Origin of the sequence: Huintestinicola sp. (assembly GCF_050874005.1) — a bacterium.
GTDB lineage: Bacteria > Bacillota > Clostridia > Oscillospirales > Ruminococcaceae > Huintestinicola.
On the sequence record NZ_JBNMJV010000019.1, the window covers coordinates 1 to 23892 of the forward strand.

The 23892-nt window shown below is 46.8% G+C and carries 18 protein-coding genes and 1 tRNA gene; 10 read left to right on the forward strand and 9 right to left on the reverse strand.

What is annotated here, in order from left to right:
• Nucleotides 1-465: 465 nt before the first annotated feature.
• Nucleotides 466-3939: a glycoside hydrolase family 2 TIM barrel-domain containing protein gene (locus tag ACR0QN_RS07860; protein ID WP_432650652.1), complete on the reverse strand. Its 3474-nt coding sequence runs from the start codon at nt 3937-3939 to the stop codon at nt 466-468.
• A gap of 255 nt (nt 3940-4194) precedes the next feature.
• On the opposite strand from ACR0QN_RS07860, the gene ACR0QN_RS07865 reads away from it, so the two are divergent.
• The 3 genes from ACR0QN_RS07865 to ACR0QN_RS07875 all read left to right on the forward strand — a co-directional run bounded on the left by ACR0QN_RS07865 (nt 4195) and on the right by ACR0QN_RS07875 (nt 7078).
• Nucleotides 4195-5412, forward strand: a complete 1218-nt coding sequence (locus ACR0QN_RS07865; RefSeq protein WP_432650653.1) for a C39 family peptidase — start codon at nt 4195-4197, stop codon at nt 5410-5412.
• 179 nt (nt 5413-5591) lie between these two features.
• On the forward strand, nt 5592-5963 hold the full coding sequence (locus tag ACR0QN_RS07870) for a GNAT family N-acetyltransferase (protein WP_432650654.1): 372 nt from the start codon (nt 5592-5594) through the stop codon (nt 5961-5963).
• Between the two features lie 122 nt (nt 5964-6085).
• On the forward strand, nt 6086-7078 hold the full coding sequence (locus tag ACR0QN_RS07875; RefSeq protein ID WP_432650655.1) for an aldo/keto reductase: 993 nt from the start codon (nt 6086-6088) through the stop codon (nt 7076-7078).
• 57 nt (nt 7079-7135) lie between these two features.
• Here the strand turns inward: ACR0QN_RS07875 and ACR0QN_RS07880 are convergent, their stop codons facing one another.
• The 6 genes from ACR0QN_RS07880 to ACR0QN_RS07905 form a co-directional block, all read right to left on the reverse strand.
• A complete protein-coding gene (locus tag ACR0QN_RS07880) occupies nt 7136-8173 on the reverse strand; it encodes a GGDEF domain-containing protein (RefSeq protein ID WP_432650656.1) in 1038 nt (345 codons plus the stop codon).
• 214 nt (nt 8174-8387) lie between these two features.
• Nucleotides 8388-8906: a DUF4240 domain-containing protein gene (locus ACR0QN_RS07885; RefSeq protein ID WP_432650657.1), complete on the reverse strand. Its 519-nt coding sequence runs from the start codon at nt 8904-8906 to the stop codon at nt 8388-8390.
• Between the two features lie 286 nt (nt 8907-9192).
• Nucleotides 9193-10494, reverse strand: coding sequence for a diaminopimelate decarboxylase (gene lysA / locus ACR0QN_RS07890; RefSeq protein ID WP_432650658.1), 1302 nt, complete (start codon nt 10492-10494; stop codon nt 9193-9195).
• Nucleotides 10495-10508: 14 nt separating this feature from the next.
• On the reverse strand, nt 10509-11114 hold the full coding sequence (gene yihA, locus ACR0QN_RS07895; protein ID WP_432650659.1) for a ribosome biogenesis GTP-binding protein YihA/YsxC: 606 nt from the start codon (nt 11112-11114) through the stop codon (nt 10509-10511).
• Between the two features lie 24 nt (nt 11115-11138).
• On the reverse strand, nt 11139-13568 hold the full coding sequence (lon, locus tag ACR0QN_RS07900; protein ID WP_432650660.1) for an endopeptidase La: 2430 nt from the start codon (nt 13566-13568) through the stop codon (nt 11139-11141).
• Nucleotides 13569-13840: 272 nt separating this feature from the next.
• Complete coding sequence (locus ACR0QN_RS07905; RefSeq protein WP_432650661.1) at nt 13841-14950, reverse strand: hypothetical protein; 1110 nt, start codon at nt 14948-14950, stop codon at nt 13841-13843.
• A gap of 203 nt (nt 14951-15153) precedes the next feature.
• Between ACR0QN_RS07905 and ACR0QN_RS07910 the strand changes: the two genes are divergently transcribed.
• A tRNA-Arg gene (locus ACR0QN_RS07910) sits at nt 15154-15230 on the forward strand.
• Between the two features lie 115 nt (nt 15231-15345).
• Here the strand turns inward: ACR0QN_RS07910 and trpS are convergent.
• Both trpS and ACR0QN_RS07920 read right to left on the reverse strand, forming a co-directional pair.
• Nucleotides 15346-16353: a tryptophan--tRNA ligase gene (gene trpS / locus ACR0QN_RS07915; protein ID WP_432650662.1), complete on the reverse strand. Its 1008-nt coding sequence runs from the start codon at nt 16351-16353 to the stop codon at nt 15346-15348.
• 123 nt (nt 16354-16476) lie between these two features.
• The gene (locus tag ACR0QN_RS07920) at nt 16477-17667 is read right to left on the reverse strand and encodes a PLP-dependent aminotransferase family protein (RefSeq protein WP_432650663.1); all 1191 of its coding nucleotides are present in this window, start codon (nt 17665-17667) and stop codon (nt 16477-16479) included.
• Between the two features lie 122 nt (nt 17668-17789).
• Here ACR0QN_RS07920 and ACR0QN_RS07925 point away from each other — a divergent pair, with 122 nt between their 5' ends.
• From ACR0QN_RS07925 to ACR0QN_RS07950, 6 genes are all read left to right on the forward strand, one after another.
• Complete coding sequence (locus ACR0QN_RS07925; protein ID WP_432650664.1) at nt 17790-19454, forward strand: polysaccharide biosynthesis C-terminal domain-containing protein; 1665 nt, start codon at nt 17790-17792, stop codon at nt 19452-19454.
• A gap of 118 nt (nt 19455-19572) precedes the next feature.
• Nucleotides 19573-20355 (forward strand): nucleoside triphosphate pyrophosphohydrolase, encoded by a 783-nt coding sequence (gene mazG, locus ACR0QN_RS07930; RefSeq protein ID WP_432650665.1) that lies wholly within the window; start codon nt 19573-19575, stop codon nt 20353-20355.
• Between the two features lie 42 nt (nt 20356-20397).
• Nucleotides 20398-20676, forward strand: coding sequence for an HU family DNA-binding protein (locus tag ACR0QN_RS07935; protein ID WP_432650666.1), 279 nt, complete (start codon nt 20398-20400; stop codon nt 20674-20676).
• A 93-nt stretch (nt 20677-20769) separates the two neighbouring features.
• Nucleotides 20770-21012: an RNA-binding S4 domain-containing protein gene (locus tag ACR0QN_RS07940; protein WP_432650667.1), complete on the forward strand. Its 243-nt coding sequence runs from the start codon at nt 20770-20772 to the stop codon at nt 21010-21012.
• 341 nt (nt 21013-21353) lie between these two features.
• A complete protein-coding gene (locus ACR0QN_RS07945; protein WP_432650668.1) occupies nt 21354-22370 on the forward strand; it encodes a LacI family DNA-binding transcriptional regulator in 1017 nt (338 codons plus the stop codon).
• A 61-nt stretch (nt 22371-22431) separates the two neighbouring features.
• Nucleotides 22432-23886, forward strand: coding sequence for an ABC transporter substrate-binding protein (locus tag ACR0QN_RS07950; protein ID WP_432650669.1), 1455 nt, complete (start codon nt 22432-22434; stop codon nt 23884-23886).
• The last annotated feature ends 6 nt before the right edge of the window (nt 23887-23892 follow it).

Below are 23892 nucleotides of genomic sequence, written 5' to 3' on the forward strand. Positions count from 1 at the left end.
CCTTTATCCTTCAAAAACGGAGCAAGGGGTGAGAAATGCGACAGCATTTCGAGGGGAGGCGTACACGACCGCCTCCCCTTGTAGAGCGCTCAAACACCCTTACCCTCAAAAACGTTCCGGTGGAACGTTTTTGACAAAGCAATTTCTGTATGGGTTTGTGCATATTATATAATTGTCGTTTCTTTTTCGACAGACTGAAGCCCCGGGAAGAAAGTTTCCCGGGGCTTGTTAATGTTTGTTTCTCCCTGTCTGCGGCAGGGAGAAAATTTTTTATGGGCATATCGAACAAAATTTTCAAAAGCTCTTGACATTTAGGAACGTGTGTGCTATAATATATTTATCGCACATTCATTTCTTTTTTATCCACCTGACCAGCAGGTATATTCCGCCGCCGATAAGCAGCACTATTATGCACATCACGGCGGGGATAAATTTGAGCATTTCTTCGGTTAGAAAATCCATAACTTATGCCTCAAATCTGAATGATCTGAAATCAAAGTCGCTGCCCGGGAGGAAGGCAAAGGACACCTTGCATTTTCCGCTTATTCCCGAAAGTTCAAAGCTCTCGGGGGTGTATTCGTCAGCGCCCTTGAATTCCGCAAGAACTCTCTTTTCGGTAGCTCCTGTAACGATAACGTGGATACTGTTGACGGGAAGTGCGGACTTTCCTGTTATTACCACTCTTGCAGGTGTTCTTTCCGTAAAGTCAAACTCGCCGAAATTCAGCATTACGTTGTTGCCGATACCGGTTACTGCATCAGGCTCAACGGTGAATTTATCGCCGTATATCTCATCGTGGTCTACTGCGTTTATCTCCGCAAATTCCTTTACGGGCTTTTCAAATACAAATCCGCCTACATCGTATTTATCATCGGACTCCATAACGAGAGTGTGTACGCCTGTGAGCTTCTTTGTGAGCTTGAAGGTCTCGTTCTGATATGTGAGCCAGATGGGAGGCTTCCAGTAGGAGAAATCGCCGATAAGCTCGCCGCCTTCATCGGGTCTGCCGTCATAGAAACGGATATTTACGGGTGTGGTGCAGTTTGCAAAGAAAGAAATGGTTATCGTGTCGCTGCCCAGCTTTCCAAAGTCCACATTCTCAAAACCGAACCAGCTATTTTCGGAGGCAAACGCCGCTCCCCTCTCAATTCCGTTGGCAACGCTGCCGCCCGATACGGAGTAAAGTCCTGCGGTGACATACTCATAGGGGTCGAAAAAGGCTGCTCCCAATCCCTCGCCTGTAAGTCTGAACTGGTTGAGGATATGGTATTTTTCAGTGCCGTTTTTGCAGAGTGCTCTGATGTAAAATTCTCCGTCGCCTATGCATTTTACGGTGACGCTGCCCTTTTCGGAAGAAACTATCTCAGCAATGTTGGAGGGTATTCCGAGAGCGGTGGTCACTTTGTACTCGATATCCCCTGCATAGGTCGAATTTGCGGGATATACCACAGTTCTGAAGGTTATCTCCTGCCTGTCGGGTGTGAAGGTGCGGCTGTCGCTCTCAAGCTCTATCTTTCTGACGGGAATGTCATTCTCCCCTGCAGTGCAGTCAAATTCACGAGGGGTATTTTCGGAAATAGAAGATGTGCCGTCTCTTACATCTGCCGAAACGGTTGTGAGCGTTATGCGGCTGTCGGGAAGTGAGGGAGATCTTACGGTGACGGTTATTTCTCCCGACTCCTCCTTCGGGGCAATGATCGCAAGAAGTCTGCCAGAAAAAAGGCGGCGTGATGTGCCTTTATACTGCTCATAATCGGTGGAGTCGCCGTTGTCAAGTCCCACAAGACGTCCTGCGCCCTCTACGGTCACGAATGCTCTGTTATTGGCATTGGCAACAAAATTGCCGTCGGCGTCAAAGGCTGCGATATCAAGGAAGATAAGCTCCTCGCCGCCTGCTTTTACGTTATCATTTTCGGCAGTAAGACGAAGCTCTGCGGTATCTCCGAAGGAACGCTGAATGTCCCTTGCTATCTCGTTGCCAAGCTCGTCATAAGCAATGGCAAGAAGCTCGCCCTTTACGTATTCAAGGGTGGTATCAAGGGTAAGCTCGGTGCCGTGAAGATGGTCGATATCCTTTTCGCCCACCTTTTCACCGTTAAGGAAGAGAGCGACCTTGGGAGCGTTTGAGGTGACACGGACATCTATAAGCTGTCCCTCGCTGAAATCCCAGTAGGGGAAGATATGAACGAAAGGAGATTTTTTATAGTCTGTCCACTCGGCTCTGAAAATATATGCGCTGTCTTTTGCATAGCCTGCGGTATCGTACTGTCCGAAATAGCTGTTTTTGGTGCTGTAGGGAGTGGGTTCGCCTATGTAGTCAAAGCCTGTCCAGATAAACTGTCCTGCGCAGAACTCGGCGTCTCGGTCGGGGATAATGCAGGCTTCGGTTTTCTTTGCCGCCCAGCCGGGTGTGGAATTTCCCAGAGAGGAGCATTGCTCGTCGTCCTCGCAGAGTATCTGCTCGGAGAGAGGAAAATGATAAATTCCACGGCTCTGTACTACGGAAGAGGTCTCGGAGCCGTATATCATCCAGTCGGGGTGAGCCTTGTGATGCTCGTCATAAAGACGCTCCGCATAATTATAGCCTGCAAGCTTTACTATATCCGCACAGCGCTGTGCGCCGTCCCACTGCATATAGTTGGAGCCGATGGTCACATAGCCGTTTGCCCTTGGGTCGTGGAGGCGGACAAGATACATAAGCTTTGAAGCTATCTCCTGTCCGTGATCGTCGGCGTGGGTGTCGTATATCTCATTTCCCAGGCTCCAGCCGATAAGGCAGGGGTGGTTTCTGTCACGTCTTACCCATGAAGCCACGTCCTTTTCGATCCATTCGGGGAAGAAACGGGCATAGTCATAATCCGTCTTGCTTCTCTCCCACATATCGAAGCCCTCGGCAAGCACAAGGAAGCCCATTTCGTCGCAAAGCTCCATAAGCTCCACAGCAGGCATATTGTGGCTTGTGCGGATAGCATTTATGCCCATTTCACGAAGCTTTACAAGCTTTCTTCTTATAGCGGAACGATTTACGGCGGCTCCAAGTGCTCCTAAGTCGTGATGCTCGCAGCAGCCGTGAAGCTTTACGTGTCTGCCGTTGAGGAAAAAGCCATTATCGCAGGTGAACTCTGCCTTGCGGAGTCCGAACTTGTTATAAACGGTATGAACGACCTCGCCGTCCTTTATAAGCTCTGTTGTGAGAGAATAAAGATGAGGTGCGTCTATGTCCCAGAGGACGGGGTCGGGTATATGCATTGTTACGGTATTTGAGCCGAGGCTTGCACCCTTTATGCGGACAGGCTCGGGAAATGCCATATCGTCAGCGGCATTGCAGGGATATGTGCTTGTGCAGACAACCTGATCGCCGTCAAATATCGTTTCTCTTATCTGAAGTCCTGCGACTGCCGTTCCCTTTGGACGTGCGGTCTCGGCGGTAACTGTGACATTTCCCTCTGTGTCGGCGCTTATGTAAACTCCGTCGCTGAGAATGTGGCAGTCGGGATAGGTTTTCAGCCACACCTTGCGGTAAATTCCTGCGCCGGAATACCATCTTGAATTGGGGCTTTGGTGATCGACACGGACTGTTATGAGGTTTTCGCCCTCTTTGAGAAGGTCGGTTATGTCAAATTCAAAGGTGGAATAACCGTATTTCCACTCCCCTGCAAGCTCGCCGTTTACGTAGACACGGCTGTCCATATAAACGCCCTCGAAACGGAGAGCCGTATGTATGCCCTCTTTAACATTATAAGTGAAGGTCTTTCTGTACCAGCCGGTAGATGTCTCATAGAGATTCTTGGTATCGTATATCAGCCAGTCGTGGGGAATATCCACTTTCTGCCAGTTAAGAATATCTGAATATTCTGTTCCCAGAGGATTTTTGGAAAATTCCCAGCCATTGCAGAAAAGAATTTCGGAAATTTCGGGAGAGGATTTGATATGATCCATTTTCATACCGCCTTTCATTATTATGCGTCAGCCGAATTTATTAAACATCGGCATTATTCTGCATAACGTTTACATTACTTTGATTATAACGTTTTATCCCAGTTTTGTCAATATGATATTTTTTATATTTCGGGAGAAAAGTATAAACATATTTAACTCATAACATTTTTTGATAATAATAAAAATTGTTGTTTACAAATCAAAGTAAATATGGTATAATAAAACAAAAGTACCCTGAAAAGGAAGCATTGTAAAATGAACAAGAAATCTGCAAAACAAAAAATATCACGTATCGGCGTAACAGTTTTTTTCGCTGCTGTTATCGCTGTGAGCATATTTCTGCTTGTGCATAAAGAAAGTGACATTGAAGTCATAGACGCCGACAACACCCTGCCTGTCAGTCAGGCGGAGACAGACGTCATTCCCGAGGAAACCGTTTCCCGAAGCTACGGTCACGATATTGAGCAGGAACTGCCTCCTGAGGAATTTTTTGAGACGGAAACTGCCGCCACATCTCCATCTCCCGACGATCCCGAATATTCGGATATTCCCGAAGCCGAGACCGATGCGGAGGAAACCGAAGTCACTACCTCCAGGACGGTCATCACCAGCAGACAGCGGAAGGATTACGACAGCAACAGCGTTTATATTGATATGACAAATATCCTGCAAAACCCGGAACTGCCTGTAGGCTGCGAGATAACCGCTCTTACCATACTTCTGAATTACTACGGCTTTGACGCAGAGAAAACGGATATGGCAAGAAATTATCTTCCCACCACCTGGGGCAATCCCCGCACCGTTGACGGCAAGCTTTACAAGGACAGCTTTTACGATTATTTCATCGGCGACCCGTTTTCAAGAGGATACGGCTGCTTCTCCCCTGCCATTGAAAAGGCGGCAAACTCTTACATATCTTCTCACGGCGGCGGCTATACGGTCAAAAACATCTCGGGCTGTCACCCCGATACTCTGTATGAATATCTTATTGCAGGAACTCCCGTGCTTTGCTGGGCGACTGACGGTATGATAGAGCCTGAATATTACGAGACCTGGTATGACAATGCTACGGGCGAACAGCTTGACTGGTATTTGAACGAGCACTGCTTCGTTCTGGCAGGCTTTAATATCGCTAATTCTACTGTGACGCTCAACGACCCGATGAAGGGTATCATTGACTACAATATTGACAGATTTGAGGTTCGTTTCAAGCAGATGCATTCTCAGGCTATTGTGCTTATCCCCGAGGGCGGTGAGGAGATAACGACTCAGGCGGTGACAGAGCCGCCCGTTTCAGAAAGTGAGAGCGTTACCGAACAGACGGCTGAAACACTGTCCTCCGAAACAGTTTCCGAGACCGTTTCGGAAGCCGTTTCGGAAACGGAAACTTCTCAGGAGACTTCCTCCGAAACAACTTCCGAAACTTCAGAATATGTTGATACGGACTTTTTCGCAGGTACTTTTGTTCCTTAAAAAAAGGAGAAATTCAAGTGGACAGACTTATTATAAGAAATGAAACGGAAAGCGACCGCAGAGAAGTTGAAACGCTTATCAGATAGGCTTTCTGGAATTTAAACGTTCCCGGCTGCGATGAGCATTATCTGGCTCATATCCTTAGAAGTCACAAGGATTTTATCCCCGAGCTTGACCTTGTGGCAGAGCAGGACGGGAGAATTATCGGGAATGTTATGTACACAAGATCTCATCTTACGTACGAAACGGGAAAGGAAAAGGAGATACTTACTTTTGGTCCTTTAGCTGTTCTTCCCGGATATCAGAGAATGGGCGTGGGCAGGGCTTTGCTTGAGCGCTCCTTTGAAATTGCCCGTAATATGGGATATGATGTTATTATTTTCGGGTCTCCTGCGAATTATATTACCAGAGGATTTAAAAGCTGCAGAAAATTTAACATCTGCCCGGAGGGGGATATTTTCCCCACAGCTATGCTTGTTAAGGAGCTGAAAGAAGGCGTTCTTGACGGACGGAAGATGATTTTTTTCCGAAAGCAGCGCTTTTCATTTTGACAGCTCGGAGGCGGAAAAATTCGACAGCCTTTTCCCCGAAAAAACAAAGGAATACCGCACAAGCCAGGAAGAATTTTATATTTACAGTCATTCGACGGTAAACTGAAAAGGAGTTTTTCAATATGTACATTGCAAGCGATAAAAGATATGACAAGATGATATACAACCGCTGCGGAAAAAGCGGTCTCAAGCTTTCAGCAGTCTCTCTCGGCTTCTGGAAGAATTTCGGCAGCACGGGATGCTTTGAAAATATGGAGAAAATGGTGCACACCGCTTTCGACCTGGGCATTACCCATTTCGACCTTGCAAATAACTACGGAAATCCATATAACGGCAGCGCCGAGGAGAATTTCGGCAGGATTCTTGAGGGTATGAAGGGCTACCGTGACGAGATGTGCATTTCCACAAAAGCAGGCTATGAAATGTGGGATGGTCCCTACGGCGACAGAAACGGTTCCCGCAAATACCTCACCGCTTCCTTGGATCAGAGCCTTAAACGTATGAAGCTCGATTATGTGGATATTTTCTATCATCACGTATTTGACCCGAACACTCCCCTTGAAGAGACCGCTCTCGCTCTTGACAATGCGGTAAGGCAGGGCAAGGCTCTTTATGTGGGCATTTCTAATTACAACAAGGCTCAGACCGAGGAAATAATGAAAATTTTCAAGGAGCTTCACACTCCATTTATTGTAAATCAGCCTTCCTATTCTATGCTGAACAGATGGGTGGAAAGTGACGGACTTGATAAATTTGCAGAGGAAAAGGGCATAGGCCTTGCGGTGTTCTCCCCTCTTTATCAGGGCTTTCTCACCGACAGATATTTAAAGGGCGTTCCTTCCGATTCGAGAGTGGGCAAGGGAGACACCTGGATAGGAGAACAGCTTGACGAAAAGATGATATCCCGTCTGAACGGTCTTAACGATATTGCCGCAAAGAGAGGTCAGAAGCTTTCTCAGATGGCTCTTTCCTGGGTGCTGTCAAACAAGGCTGTGGCAACGGTGCTTATCGGAGCAAGCCGCCCTGAGCAGATAGAGGAGAATGTGAAGTGCATCGAGAAGATAGATTTTTCCAATGAGGAGAGGACGGCAATCGAAAAGCTCCTCGGTGAATAAGTTTCACGATACAAAAAAGCTGCTTCTGACACCACGTCAAAAGCAGCTTTTGCTGTTTTATTTTGAAACCACCCGATTTTTTCCCTTGACCTTTGCCCTTGCCAGCTTTTCCTCGGCGTTTCGGAATATACGGGATATTTCCACACCGTGAGAATATTCCTCAATTCCTGCGCTGAAAGTAAATTCCTCCTGCTTTTCGCTGACGGAAAATGCGGCGTATTCCTTGCTGACATTTTCAAGCATATCCTCGGTTCTCATAACATCTCCAAGACACACTATCATAAATTTCTGACCGCCATAGCGTGCCGCAATGCCCGAGCTGCCTGCAGCGTTGTTTATTATCCCTGCAAACTCTGTTATGACCATATCGCCGAAGGGCAGACCGTATTTTTCGTTTATGCTGCTGAAATTATCAAGGTCAATAAGGGCGGCGCAGAATTTTTTCTCGCCCCTGACAAGCTCATTTAAGTATTCGGTCAGATAGGAACGGTTATATATTCCCGTCTGAGCGTCAAGCTTGTTTATCTCTCCAAGCTCGTCTGCAAGCTTTTTCAGCTCCTTGTTTTTCTCCTCATACTGCCTTATGATAATGCTCAGACAGTAAAACATTGCCGCCGCTGATATGAGAAATGCACTCAGTCCCGTGCCGAAATATGCCGAAGAGTCATATCGGGGGATATTATCGCATAAAGCATATCGCAAACCAATAATTACCCCGTCATAAACCATAGCTGCCGAAAACAGCACACCTCTCCTTTTTTCATCGCAGAAAGCGATAATGGTAAAAAGCCCCAGCAGCATATAGGGAAAGGTCGACGCACCGTAAGCCAGAAACAGCATAGGGAACTCAAAAGCAATGATAAGGCCGAGAATTATACCCAGCGGCAGCCTTACCTTCCCGGTTTTCAGCCCGAAAAAGCCTGCCGCACCGATAATTAAAGTGCAAAGTCCGCAGGCAGCGGTAATTGCATTTACTCCGTAAACCGCAATATTCACCGCAAAACCAAGGTTATTTGAAACAAGACCTGCTGCGGCAAGGACCGCAAACATTCTCTTTTTTATATCTATGGACTGATCAAAAAGCTTATTAAACATTATAACCTCGCCGAAAAAGATTTTTCTGTCAGTACATTTTAGTCTCAAACGAAGTCATATCTTTTGCCATATTCATTATACCACATTTACCCTCTGTCAAAGTTGTAATATTGCTGAAATACCCGTTAATTTTTGATTAAGTAACAGCATATCCTATCAGCCTATAGGGAATAAAAAAGCGTTTTCCGCAGCTTCACGGAAAACGCTCTGAATGTTATTTCCACATTTCTTCATTGCTGTGGGACTTGATGGAAAAAGGCGGCTTATGAGGATATTTTGAAGCACTCATAAGGTGCTTTGCAGACCACGCCTCCGCCGCAGCGGTTACAAGACCGTCGGTAGAACCGTACCATTTTCCGTCGTCAAAATGTATATTGTCCATATTTATCTTCTCACGGTGGCCCAGTACTTTGGTATATGTTTCCATACCCGAAGCTACGGCAAGGCATCTTGCACTCAGGAATTTATCCTCGGAAAATTCCTCGTCTCCGAAGATATCCTGCGCCCATTTTTTTCCGTCAAGAGAATAAATAAGCTCGCAGAGCTTGTCGTCAAAGGAGAAAATATAGCTGTCCTCGCAATGCTTGAGATGACGGACGATAGATGATACCACAGCCTCGCTGTCGCCGCCGTATTCGTGATCTATGCTGTCAATGATCTCCCAGAAATCCTTGTCGGTGACAGTTTTGCTGGTAGTCTGACTTTTCATAAACAGATCCATAATAATACTCACAATAGTACCCCCTTAAAAAGCTCTCCGAAAGAGAGCTGTACAAATTATCATTTTCATCATATAAAATTATAACACAAATCACAAAAAAATCAAGGGGAAAAGGCAAATTTTAATGTAATTTACATCAAAACATCATCTTGCACAAAGAAAAAACGCCGTAATGTACATTTCGCACATTACGGCGTCAGCGTGTCGCTGAACCCACCACGCTTAGAAAGATAGAAAAAGATTTCTTGTTTTGTAGCTCGGTAACGTATGTATGGCTCAGGATTTAAGCTGATAAATATCAGTCCAGATCGTTTCTTACGATATCTTCAAGGGTCTCTCTTTTAACAACTACCCTGCTCTTTCCGTCTCTGAGCATAACCACAGCAGGCTTAGGGATACGGTTGTAATTGGAGGACATTGAGTAATTGTATGCGCCTGTAGCAAGCACCGCAAGAATATCTCCCGGCTCCACAGGCTGAATGGGCATACCCTCGCCGATAAGATCGCCCGTTTCGCAGCACTTTCCTGCAACGGTAACAGTCTCGCTCTTGGGAAGGTTTGCCTTGTTAGCCACCTCAACATCATACTTTGACTGATACAGCGCATATCTGGGATTATCGCACATACCGCCGTCAATTGACACATAAGTACGGATATTTGGGATCTCCTTTCTTCCGCCAACGGTGTAAAGGGTAATTCCCGCAGGAGCAGCAATGGAGCGTCCCGGCTCGATAAGGATAAAGGGAAGCTTAATATTCTTCTCGGCGCAGACCTCCTTTACCTTTTCGGAAACCTTCTCCATATACTTATCATAAGCCACGGGAGCGTCCTCCTCGGTGTACTTGATGCCGAAGCCGCCGCCAAGATTAAGCTCCTTTACCTCAAAGCCAAGCTCGTCCTTTATCTTTGCGATGAATGTGAGCATAACTTCCGCCGCTCTTACAAAGGGATCAATGTCAAATATCTGACTTCCGATATGGCAATGAAGTCCCACAAGGTTGATATGACTGCACTCGATAGCCTTCTTAACAGCTTCATATGCCTCGCCCGTTTCAAGAGCAAATCCGAATTTGCTGTCTATCTGACCGGTCATAATGAAATTATGGGTGTGAGCGTCAATTCCGGGCTTGATCCTGTACATAATATTTGCGCTCCTGCCTGTCTGCTCCGCAAGGCGGTTAAGACGCTCAAGCTCGTAAATATTATCCACAATTATCCTGCCCACGCCCTTTTCAAGAGCAAAGGAAAGCTCGCTGTCGGTCTTGTTGTTTCCGTGGAAGCAAAGCTTTTCGGGAGGAAAACCAACGCTCAGAGCCGTATAAAGCTCACCCTCGGAAACCACGTCAAGACCCAGTCCCTCTTCAAGCATTATCCTGCACATAGCCTTGCAGCAGAATGCCTTGCTTGCATAGCACACAAGTCCCTCTCCGCCGTAATACCTGTCCATAGACTCCTTGAAGCTGCGGCAATGCTCTCTGATAAGTCCCTCGTCCATAACGTAAAGAGGAGTGCCGTACTGCTTTGCAAGCTCTACGATGTCAACTCCCCCCGCAGTAAGATGCCCCTGCTCATTTACCGCTAAATTCTTTGATACTAACATATTCTCATATCCTTTCACTTTTCTGCGTCAATATCTATATCGTCGGCAAGTTCCTCGATTATCTGTCTTATCTTCTCAGCGCCCTCGCCCGTCTGAGCAGAAAATTCCACCTTTTCGATATCCTCAAAATATGGGATCTCCGCGGCAAATCCTGCCATACGCTCCTCACGCTCACGCTTTGAAAGCTTGTCCGCCTTTGTAAATACTATAGCAAAGGGAATTTCGCTCTCAATAAGAAAATCTATCATCTGCAGATCGTCCTTTGTGGGCGGGTGGCGCATATCAATGAGCTGAAAAATGAGGCTGAGCTGTCTGTCGTCGTGCAAATACCCCTCGATAAGCCCCGACCAGCGCACCTTGTCTGATTTTGCCACCTTTGCATAGCCGTAGCCGGGGAGGTCAACGAGGAAGATATTTTCTAAGCTGTAAAAATTTATAGTCGCTGTTTTTCCGGGAACGGCGGACACTCTCGCTAAATTCTTCCTGTTGAAAACCTTGTTTATAAGAGAAGATTTTCCCACATTGGAACGCCCTGCAAAGGCTATCTCCACCCTGTCCGAGGGCGGGAGCTGGGAATATTCGCCGTAAGACCTGAAAAATTCTGCTTTGTTAAAGTTCATAATGCACTCCTTTTAAGAGGGATATCAGCTCCGCTTCCTTGAATGAACGGGAACTCTCCTGTCCTCCTCACGTGCAGTCAGCACCGCAGCGGAGCGTGCCTCCTCGTTTCGGGAAGTATCGGGCTTTTTCGTAAGAGCGGCGTCAAGAACATCGGTTATCCTCTCAGCGAAGATAAATTCCATATTGTCCTTTACCGCCTTGTCCACCTCGTCAAGGTCGCCCTTGTTGCCTGCGGGGATAATAACTGCTTTAAGTCCTTCCTTGTAAGCCGCCATAGTTTTTTCCCTGAGACCGCCGATGGGAAGCACCCTGCCACGAAGTGTTATCTCGCCCGTCATAGCCACATCTCCCCTTACGGGGATTCCGGAAAGAGCGGAAACAAGCGCCGTTGTCATAGTAACGCCTGCGGAAGGACCGTCCTTGGGAGTTGCGCCCTCGGGAGCGTGAATGTGAATGTCCTTTTCCTTGTAGAAATTGCGGTCAATACCATATCTGTCAGCTACAGAGCGGACATAGCTCACAGCTATCTTTGAGCTTTCCTTCATAACATCGCCCAGAGAACCTGTAGCCTCCACATTACCCTTTCCGTCCATAACAAGCACTTCAAGGGGCATAATAACGCCGCCTACGGAAGTCCAGGCAAGACCGTTCACAATTCCCACTTCGTCTGTATGGGAGACAACGTCCTCGATGTACTTGCGGTGACCGAGATAATCCTCAAGATTTGAAGTGGTAACGGATACCTTTGTCTTTTCACCGTCACAAAGTTCCTTTGCAGCCTTCCGGCACAGCGATGCGATCTGTCTCTCAAGCTCTCTCACGCCTGCCTCACGGGTGTAGAAGTCGATGAGCATATATACAGCCTTGTCGGCAATTTTAAGCTGAGAAGCCTTCAAGCCGTGCTTTTTGAGCTGCTTTGAAATAAGATGCTCCTTTACAATGTGGAACTTTTCCTCACGGGTGTAGCTTGTAAGCTCGATAATTTCCATTCTGTCCTTGAGAGGCGGGTCAATAGTGCTCAGATCGTTTGCCGTAGTGATGAACATCGCTTTGCTGAGGTCAAAGGGCAGCTCAATGTAATGGTCTCTGAATGTGCTGTTCTGTTCGCTGTCAAGGACCTCAAGAAGGGCGGAAGATGGGTCGCCCTTGTAGTCGCCGGAGATCTTGTCGATCTCGTCAAGGAGAATGAGAGGATTGCTGCTTCCAGCCTTGATAAGACCGTCTATTATCCTTCCGGGCATAGCTCCAACATAGGTTTTCCTGTGACCTCTTATGTCCGACTCGTCCCTTACGCCGCCAAGGGAAATGCGCACATATTTCCTGCCAAGAGACTTTGCAATGGACTTTGCCACCGAGGTCTTGCCCACGCCCGGAGGACCGTAAAGGCAGATTATCTGACCGCTGCCGTCGGGAGCCAGCTTTTTAACGGCAATGGTCTCGAGAATTCTCTCCTTTACCTTGTCCATACCGTAGTGATCCTTGTCAAGCTGAGCCTTCACCTTTTTAAGGTCTATCTTATCCTTTGTGAATTTGTTCCAGGGCAGCTCAAGGCAGGTGTCAAGGTAATTTCTGATAACATATGCCTCCTGAGACGAGGACGAAGTTCGTGCAAGCCTGTCAGCTTCTTTAGAAAGCTTTTCGGAAATTTCTTCGGGAAGCGAAAGCTCATTTATCCTGTCAAGATAATCGAAAGCCTCGTCCTGAACGGAATCATCCTCCCCAAGTTCACGGGCAATAACTTTCATCTGCTCCCTGAGATAATATTCTCTCTGACTTTCGTCTACCTGCTGTCTCAGCTTGTCCTGGATATCCTTTTCAATGCCCATTACCTCTGCCTCACGGGAAAGCATAGCAAGGAGCATACCCAGCTTTATGTGAAGCCCATTAGCCTCAAGGAGCTGCTGCTTTTCGTTCACAGGCAGGGGCATACTAACGGCAATGTTGTCAAAAATGCTTTTGGGGTCGTCGCTTCCGATAATGGAATCTATGTAGTCCTTTGGCATACGGGGCATATTTTCGCAGTATGCCTTAAATTCGTCCTTTACCGCCCGAACCAGAGCCTCCATTTCCATAGGGTCTATCTTAGCGTTTCTCTCGGGATATTTTTTCACCGAAGCGGTATAGAAAGGCTCATCGGAAATAATATTCACAAGCTTTGCCCTGTAAAGCCCCTCCGCCATAACACGTGTAACTCCCCCGGGAGTTTTGAGAAGCTGCTTTACCTCAGCGACCACGCCCACCTTGTATATCTTGTCAGGCTCGGTCTCATCGGAATAATCGCTCTGAGCCGTAAGGAAAATGAGCTTGTTTCCCTTTGCGGCAGCAGTAAGTGCCTTGGTGGACTTGTCCCTCGCCACATCAAAATGTATCATCACCTTGGGGAATACCACAAGTCCCCTCAGCAAAAGCATAGGCAGCTCGAGCGGAGCCAACCTTGAAGTTTCATTACTCATAATCAAACGCCATCCTTAATAGGTATTTTGCAGACCAAATTCACAGAAGCTTCATTCCGAAAATGAGTCTGCTGCACACCCGTGCGATAATACCCCATTTGCATTGGACGGGCAATGCGTAAAAAAAAGCACGGTTACACATAATATTATAATACATTTCCTCCAAAAAAGCAAGTAACAATTTATATATTTTTACTTTCATATTCTATGTATAAATACGTGCATAATATTGCAAAAAATCCTTCATTTCCGAGTGTTCCTTAAGTAACTCATCAGAAGATAATGTTAGCCGCCTGATTTTTACGTTCCTTTGATTTTCTCACAGCCTCCTCAACAGTATCACAGGTCAGGAGCAGGTCGAACATTACCCACGCCCGTATTGCCCGCATATTTTTACCGCTTCTGACCTCCTTAAAGGGTTTCACCGCCTCGCCCAGTTCAAATACAAAACAAGGATATTCTTCCGTAATATCGGGATATTCGGAAATATAGCCTTTAATATTTTGGGTAAGAGCATAGCCTTCGATGTGATGAACAGACAGAAGTTTTCCTTTATATCTGAAAGCGATATAGTTAGGCGGTTCAACAGGCCAGCCCCGTCCCTGAGGACAGGTATATCTGTTATATTTCAGAACAATATCGCTCCATCTCAGAGAGCAGCCCTCGCTGACAAAATCATCGCTCAGCGCAACGCAATAAACCTCATTTGATAAATAATTCTGCATTCCTACAACTCCCTCCAGATATCTGCACAGCTCATCAAGGATTTTCCTGCCTGCATTGTTTGAATTTTCTCTTGCTTTACGGGCACAGTTAAAAACGTCTTTCCAAGACAAATGCATAATTTCTATACCGTCTATCGCCTTGGGCAGATAATTTTCCGCATACTCAATGCTGCATTCGGACATTGAAACTATTTTTTTATATCTTGTACATACACTCCTGAATTCTTTTCTACCCGTATAATTTTCAAGCTGACTGTATGAGGGCAGTTTCCAGCCCTTCTTGGCTTCAAAAATAATATGATAATTCGCATTATCGGTGATCTCGATATCCGTAATGCCATTATCATTTGAATACTTCTGATAAAAAACAACATACTCGTCAGACATATCAATACTTCCGAAAACCGCCTCCACAATACGTCTGCAAAAATCCGGACAACGTGACAGCGCCCAGGCAATACTCTTAGTTATCGCATTTTCATCAGTACCGAACAGCTGAAAAAGTGTTTCGGTTTTCTCACCGTATGATACCAAAGTTCCCGACATAGTTTTTAGCACGACAGCCTTCTGTGGCTCTGTTGCGTTCTGTGTGCATATCGGACGGATACCGTAACCGTCGTCATTAAATCTGCTGTACTTGTCCTCTGTCCCGCTCATTCCACAGTACCTCCCAATAATGATTTTCAGATAATTTATTATAGCACATTTATTCCAAAAAGTCAATAGTCAAATCAAACAAATTTTCTATTTTCCTGTATGACCGCTCCATCAAAGCCATTTTCGCACCGAGGAAATTTTTTTGAAAAAAAAGCTTGACAAATCCAAATCAAAGTGATATAATATAATAGTTGATTGAAGATGCGTTGCTAGCTCAGCTGGATAGAGTGACTGGCTACGAACCAGTAGGTCAGGGGTTCGAGTCCCTTGCAGCGCACCAATTTAACATTTAAAACCGTCCGAGTTTCGGGCGGTTTTTTGTATTTTCAAAGTGATAATAATGTCTATGATTTCAAAAATCGGGAAATACCGCTTTGGTATTTCCCGAAATTTTTTTATCTGAAATCCACAAATCCTACCTTGCGGTATGCCTTTGACATTGTTTTCTGAGAAATGCGGATAGCCTGCTCTGCGCCCTTTGTGTAGCACTCCTTGATGTACGCCTTGTCAGCCATAAGTTCAGCAAATTTTGTGCGGACAGGCTCAAGATGGTCTGCCACAGCCTCGCCTACAGCAGTCTTGAAATCGCCGTAGCCCTTGCCGTCAAATTCCTTCTCGATATCGTCATAGCTCTTGCCCGTAACAACAGAGTAGATAGCCATAAGATTGTTGATACCGTCCTTGCCCTCTGCGTATCTTACCTTTGCTTCGGAGTCGGTAACAGCCTTCTTGAATTTCCTTATAATGGTATCCTTGTCATCGAGAATGTAAATGCAGGAGTTCTGATTTTCATCGGACTTGGACATCTTCTTTGTGGGGTCCTGCAGGCTCATTACCCTTGCGCCCACCTCGGGAATGTAAGGCTCGGGTATCTTGAAAAGCTCGCCATACTTCTGATTGAAGCGCTGTGCCACATTTCTTGACAGCTCAAGGTGCTGCTTCTGGTCTGCACCGATGGGAACAAGGTCTGTCTGATAAAGCAGGATATCACCTGCCATAAGCACGGGATATGTGAACAGACCTGCGTTGATATCATCGGGGTGCTTTTCGGACTTTGCCTTGAACTGGGTCATTCTTGAAAGCTCGCCGAACTGAGTGGAGCAGGAAAGAATCCAGTTCATCTCTGCGTGGCATTTGTTGTGACTTTGAATAAATGCGATGGACTTTTCGGGGTCAACGCCGCACGCCATAATAAGAGCATACGCCTCAATGGTGTGCTGACGGAGCTTTGCAGGCTCCTGACGAACGGTTATTGCGTGCATATCAACAATGGAGTAGATGCAGTTATACTCGTCCTGCAGCTTGCTCCAGTTGCGGATAGCGCCGATATAGTTGCCTAAAGTAAATGTGCCTGTGGGCTGTATGCCGCTGAATATAATTTTCTTTTCCTGTGTATCTGCCATTTTTTAACATTCCTTTCTTGAGAGTTTTGTGTTTTTCGTCAGAAAATTTCTGACTTTAGTCAGAAAAACAAAACTCGGTCTGAAAATCTTTGATTTTCAGACATTCCTTTCGATTATAAAACATTATTCTCCGTAAAGCTCCTTGGTGAGCTGTCCCAGAATTTTGCAGCCCTCGGTGAGCTGTTCATCGGTGGGAGTGGAGAAATTCATTCTGAAGCTTGTGGTCTTTGCGTTTTCATCTGTGAGGAAGGCTGTGCCGGGAACGACCGCAACCTTGCGTGCGATAGCCTTCTGACAGAAATCTATCATATCGCTGCCCTCGGGAAGAGTTCCCCAGATGAACAGACCGCCCTGAGGCTCGGTAACTGTTACCTTTGAGGAGAAATACTTCTTTATTTCCTCCGCCATAATAGTGTATTTTCTCTTGTATATCTTCTTGAGATCTGCGATATGCGCCTCAAAATCATACTCGGTAAGTATTCTGTGGCATATCATCTGAGCAAGGATATTTGAATGTACATCGGAAACCTGCTTGCAGACAACGATTTTTGAGATTATCTCGGGAGCTGCGGCAATAAAGCCAACTCTCATACCGGGAGATACAACCTTGGAGAAGCTGCCCGCATAGATGACCCTGCCCTCTGTATCAAGAGACTTTACGGAAGGAATATCCTCTCCTGCAAATCTCAGCTCGCCGTAGGGATTATCCTCTATAATAATAAGGTCGTGACGGCAGGCAAATTCATAAACAGCCTTTCTGCGTGCTGCGGACATACATCTTCCCGAGGGGTTCTGGAAATTGGGGATTATGTAAAGAAGCTTGCAGTTCTTGTTATTCTTCACAGCCTCCTCAAGCCCCTCAAGGCTGATGCCCTCATCGTCCATCTCAACTCCCGCAAGATTTGCGTTATATGAGCGGAATGCATTCAGACAGCCGATAAAGCTGGGACTTTCGCAGATAAGAGTGTCGCCCTCATTAAGGAAAATCTTGCAGGAAAGCTCGGAAGCCTGCTGACCGCCAGAGGTGATGATAAGCTCGTCTCTGTCGGAAAAGCTGCCCTGAGAAGCAAGGCGCTTCTTGACGGCGTCTCTCAGAGGAGTGTAGCCCTCGGTTGCGCCGTACTGGAGTGCAGCAATGGGATTTTCCTCAAGGATATCCATTGTTATCTTCTTTATCTCCTCAACGGGGAATGCATCGGGAGCCGGATTTCCTGCAGCAAAAGCAATTATGCTCGGGTCGGAGGTGGCTTTAAGTATCTCTCTGATAGCCGAAGGCTTGAGACCCGATATCTTATCTGAAAAAACGTAATTCATAACCATTCAGACTCCTATTAAATATTTTTGCATTGAGCATTTAAAGTAATTATACCACATATTTTCCGAAAAGGCAACATATATTTTTATAAAAAAATCATTGGGATACAGGAGTTGGTCATGTGAAAAAGCAGGGCTTTCTTTACGGCTCGGCGGTGCTGATAATCTCTGCGCTTATCGTGAAGGTCATAGGCGCACTTTTCCGCATACCTCTGGCAAATATGCTGGGGGGAACGGGAATGGGCTATTTTTCGGCGGCTTACGGCATATTTATGCCCGTGTATGCCATATCGGTAACGGGACTGCCTGTCGCCGCAGCACGTGCAGTATCCGCAGCCGCCGCAAAAGGACGGGCAGACAAGGCAGAAGCCGTTAAGCGGACAGCCCTCTCACTTTTCGGCGTAGTTGGACTTATGGGCACACTTATTATAATTCTCGGAGCATATCCCCTGTGCAGATTTGTCTCGGGAAATATTTCTGCAGTTCCTGCGGTCATAGCCATTGCGCCCTCGGTGCTTGCAGGGTGCCTTGTATCGGTGTACAGAGGCTGTGCGGAGGGTATGAGGGATATGTACCCCACCGCCGTTTCGCAGGTCATAGAAGGCGCCGCAAAGCTTGTTTTCGGGCTGTCCCTTTGCTATGGCTGTCTGTACATCGCAAATAACGCTCCCCTGCTGTTTTTAAGGCTCACAGGCTGCGAACGGTTCGGGATATCCGCCAAAGACGCCGCACTCCCCTATGCAAGTGCGGCGGCGGTGTTCGGTATAACCCTTTCCTCCTTTGCGGGACTTTTATATATGATACTGAGAGACAGGCGTGAAAAAAGCCGCAGAACGGACAGGCTCTCACCGAAAGAAACTGCCGTAATAAGGAAAGAGCTTCTAAGGACGGCAATTCCTGCGGCGGTAGGAGCGCTTGTGATAAATCTCACTTCACTTATCGACCTTGTGACGGTAATGCGTTCCCTGAGAACACTTATTAAGTCTGCCCCCTGGATATTCTCGGAGCTTCTCGGCTCGGGCATACCCTATGATGAAATGCCTAACTTCATTTACGGCAGCTTTACGGGACTGGCGGTAACGGTATTTAACCTTGTTCCCTCGGTAACTAATATGTTCGGGAAAAGTATGCTCCCTGCGGCTGCGGCGGCAAAGGCTTCGGGAGATATGAAGCGTCTGGGTGAATGTTCGGGGGGAGCGGTACTTGCGGCGGCTCTTGCTTCGGTTCCCGCAGGGCTTGGGATAGCCGTACTTGCAGAGCCGGTGCTTATGACCCTTTTCGGCGGCAGGGAGCTTGAGATATCCGTTTGCGTAAATGCAATGAGAGTTCTCGGTGCGGCTGTGCCCTTTGTGTGCATATCATCGGCGGCATTTGCGGTTCTTCAGGCGGCAGACAGAGCAGATATCCCCGTTAAGCTGATGGCTGTGGGTGCAGCGATAAAGCTTGCCGGAAACATTATCCTCACACCCGTGCCGAAGCTCGGGGTGACGGGTGCGGCGATATCAACACTTCTGTGCTATATTTTCATATGCGTAATGTCCCTTTATATGCTGAAAAAATATGCCGCTTTCGGAGCAAAAGAATTTCTGCACACAAATTTAAAGATTTTATCCTGCGGTCTGCTGTGTGCGGCAGGGGCATTTTTCGTTAACTCTTTCCTGTCAGATTATGGAAATGCCGTAATTTCAACCGCTGTATCCTGCCTTTTGGGAGCAGTTATTTACATAATAAGTACATATTTTTCCGGTATAATCACGAAAAGTACGTTAAAAATGCTGATTTCTTAAAAAAATTTAAAAACCTACTTGAATTATTTGGATTTATCGGTTAATATATTAAATGACGGCTTTTGCAGAACGAATAAAGCCGAAAAATTCTCCCCTGCGGGCAAGAGGTAAATTTCTGATGGATTTTCAGTTTAAGGACAGGTATGATATAAACGACCTTCTGCGGATAATGGAGATACTCCGCTCGGAAAACGGCTGCCCCTGGGACAGGGAGCAGGATCACAAATCTATCCGCAAGGATTTTCTTGAGGAGGTATACGAGGTCTGCGAGGCAATTGACCTTGATGACAGCGAACTTCTCAGGGAAGAATTGGGAGACGTTCTCCTGCAGGTAGTTTTCCACGCACGTATCGAGGAGGAAAAAGGCAATTTCCGGTTTGACGACTCGGTAAACGATGTGTGCAAAAAGCTTATTGTCCGTCACCCTCACGTTTTCGGAGACGTTACCGTCAAGGACAGCGGCGAGGTGCTAAAAAACTGGAACGACATCAAGCAGCAGACCAAAGGTCAGGAGACATATACCGAGACTCTCAGGAGCGTATGCACCGCACTTCCCGCACTAATGAGAGCGCAGAAGATCGGCAAACGTGCACAGAGAGCAGGAATGGATTTTCCCGATGCGGAAGCGGCTTTAAGATCGCTTGAGAGCGAGATCGCCGAGGTAAGAGCTGCAGACAGCCCCGAAAGCGAAGCCGAGGAGCTGGGAGATATGCTCTTTGCAGCCGTAAATGCGGTCCGTCTTGAAGGATATGACGCCGAGGAGCTGCTCACAAGAGCCACAGAAAAATTCACCGACAGATTTGAAAGGACGGAAGATCTCATACGCTGTGAAGGGAAGGATATGCGTTCCCTTGACATAGATACGCTTGACGCTTACTGGCAGAGAGCGAAAAAACAATGATCTGCGGCAGCGCCGCTAAAAAATTACGGAGGTAATGAAAAAATGACAAAGGCAGATCTCATCACAAAAATCGCAGAGAAGAGCGAGCTTTCCAAGAAGGATTCCGAGAAGGCTCTTAACGCAGTGATCGCTGCTATCACAGACGCTCTCACCGAGGGCGACAAGGTTCAGCTCACAGGCTTCGGCACCTTTGAGGTAAGAGACAAGAAGGAAAAGGAAGCTATCAACCCCAGAACCAAGGAAAAGATCACCGTTCCCGCAAGAAAGTCTCCCGCATTCAAGGCAGGCAAGGCTCTCAAGGACGCTGTTGACGCTAAGTAATTTAGTCAGAACATAAGGGGTAACAGTAATGATATCCCATTGCGCCGCTTCGGGTATCCCGCAGCGGCGCATTTTTTTGAAAGGAGTTTTTTTATGAGACTTGACAAATATCTCAAGGTCACAAGGCTCATCAAGCGCAGGACCGTTGCCAACGAGGCCTGCGACGCAGATAAGGTCATTGTGAACGGCAAGGCTGCAAGAGCCTCCTATGACGTGAAGGTGGGCGATATCATCGAGATAAATATGGGCACCAAGACACTCAAGGTCGAAGTGCTTAACGTTTCGGAATATGCCACCAAAGAAAATGCATCTGAAAATTACAGGGTCGTGGAGTGATTTTCAGAAACCGTTTAAGTTTTTTATACTCTAATCTGCATAATAATTATAAGCATTGATGATAGTTTTTCAGCATAAATTGACACAATATTTGAAACCAACGTTTTATAAATGTGAAATTTGTATGTTAAAATGCTAAAAATCATATATAGTGAATTGTGCAAAAAGACTATTTTTTCCTGCGTTGCACTAAAACCATTGACTTTTTCATCAAACAGTTGTATATTAGTATCAATGAAACGAAAACGTTTTAAAAGGTTTTTGGTTCATCGGTCCGTCTGACAGTTTTTATAAATTCAGACGGTACATATCTTAACTGAAAGATTTGGAGTATCCTTATAATGGTTTCAATCAAAGATATTGCAGCTGCCTGCGGAGTTTCGATTGCAACAGTCAGCAAGGCGCTCAACGATCATAAGGATGTGAGTGAAACCACAAAGCTGACCGTTCAGGAAACGGCAAAGAAAATGGGATATTTCCCAAATTCCCAGGCCCGTGCTCTTAAAACCAACCGTACATATAACATCGGAGTTCTTTTTTCCGAGCAGACAAACAGCGGTCTTACACAAAATTATTTCGCCTCCGTCCTCGACAGCTTCAAAAAGCAGGTCGAGTCTGCGGGATACGATATCACCTTTATAAGCGGCAATATCGGCGAAAGAAAAATGACCCCTTATGAGCATTGTATGTACAGGAATGTTGACGGGGTGCTCATCGTGAGCGTGGACGATTTCGTTGACGAAGGCACGATAGAGCTGATGAAAAGCAATATTCCTATGGTGAGCATCGACCACATTTCCGAAAATCATCTTTCTGTGGTTTCGGACAACGAAACAGGTATGAGACAGCTTGTGGAATATATCGCAGGCAAAGGTCATACGAAAATTGCGTATATTTACGGCGATTCGTCAGATGTAACTTCTATAAGGCTTCGCACCTTTAAAGAGACTCTGGTTCGCCTGAATATAAAGATCAGAAGCGAGTTTCTTCTGCAGGGACGCTACCATGATACCAAGAGTACCGAGCTTCTCGTAAAACAAGTCTTGTCTTGCAGCGACAAGCCTACGTGCATTATCCTCCCGGACGATTTTGCAGCGATCGGAGCGATAAACGCATTGGAGGAGCTGGGGCTGTCCGTTCCGGAGGACATTTCCATTGCAGGTTACGACGGTATCGTGCTGTCACAGGTCCTGAAGCCGAGGCTGACCACGATCCGGCAGGATACCGAGAGACTGGGTGCTGAAGCAGCAAAGAGACTTATCGCACTGATAAACAAGGAGATAACCAATGATACGGCTCCCGTGTCGATCAAAGGAAGTCTTCTTGAAGGAGCATCGGTCAGAGATCTGAACCGATAAACCAAACGCTATTATATTTTCAGAAGGGAAAATATAATATTTCTTTAAGGAGGAAAATCAAATGAAGAATTTAAAGAAGACTATTGCTATGATCTCATCAGTAGTTATGGCAGGTTCCGTATTCGCAGCTTGCGGCGGTTCAACTGAGACCAATTCTACTACTGAGGCTCCCGCAGCTGACGGCGAGACAACCGCAGCAGCAGTTGAGGGCGAGACTGAGGCAGCTCCCGCAGAGGGCGAGACTGAGGCAGCTCCTGCAGCTGAAGGCGACGCAGCAGCTACCGACAAGCTTACTGTTCTTTGCTGGAACACAGATGATATCGATCCTATGCTCAAGCTCTTCTGTGAGAAAACCGGTCACTCCGCTGATGAGTTCAACGTAAAGAGCTTCGGATGCGGCGGCGGCGAGGCAGCTGAGAACTACGACGCTTACCTTGCAGATGCTAACAACGACGCTGATATCATTTTCGTTGAGGCTGACTGGGCTCTCAAGTATATCAACGACGACAACGCTACACAGGCACTCTCCAACATCGGTTTCACCGACGCTGACTACGCTGATCTTTATGACTACACTGTTGAGATCGGTAAGTCCTCCAGCGGCGTTCAGAAGGGTCTTTCCTGGCAGGCTGCAGCAGGCGGATTCTGCTACAGAGAAGACCTCGCTGAGAAGTACCTCGGCGTAACAACTCCCGATGATTTCCAGGCTCTCGTTTCCGATTGGGACAAGTTTATGGATACAGCTGCTAAGGTTAAGGAAGCTTCCGGCGGCGAGACTGCTCTTACTTCCACACTCGCTGGAGTATGGCAGGTCTTCTCCGCAGCAAGAACCAATCCTTGGGTTGCTGACAACAAGCTCCAGCTCGATGACGAGTGCAAGAAGTACATTGACCTCGCTAAGACAATGTATGACAACGGCTATGTAATCAAGGATCTTGCTCAGTGGAATACTGACTGGTATGCTGCTGGTCAGACCGACAACACAATGGGTTACTTCGTATCCACTTGGGGCTTCGGCGATGCTATCCTCACTCAGGCTGCAGGCGGCGAAGGCGGCGCTACATACGGCAAGTGGAAGGTCGTAGTTGGACCTCAGCCCTTCTACTGGGGCGGTACTTGGGCAACTGTTGCTACAAGATGCAACAACCCCGAGCTTGCTAAGGAATTCATCTCCTTCTTCACTACAAACGCTGAAACTGCTCAGGCTTACTCTGAGTCCAAGGGCGAGTACGTTTCCAACCAGAAGGCTATGGAAGGCGTTCTTTCTAACGGTTCTTACACAGGCGTAGGCGTTCTCGGCGGACAGAACCAGTTCGAGACACTTAATGTTGTTGCTGAGAACATCAACATGGCTGGCGGTATCACTCCTTATGACTCTGTAATCAAGCAGGCATTCAACGACGCTGTTACAGGTTACTGCCAGGGCAACTATGCTGACGTTGACGCTACTATTGAAGCATTCGTTAATAACGTTGCCGGCCAGCTCCCCGACCTCGATTACTCCAACTTTGACTAATATCGC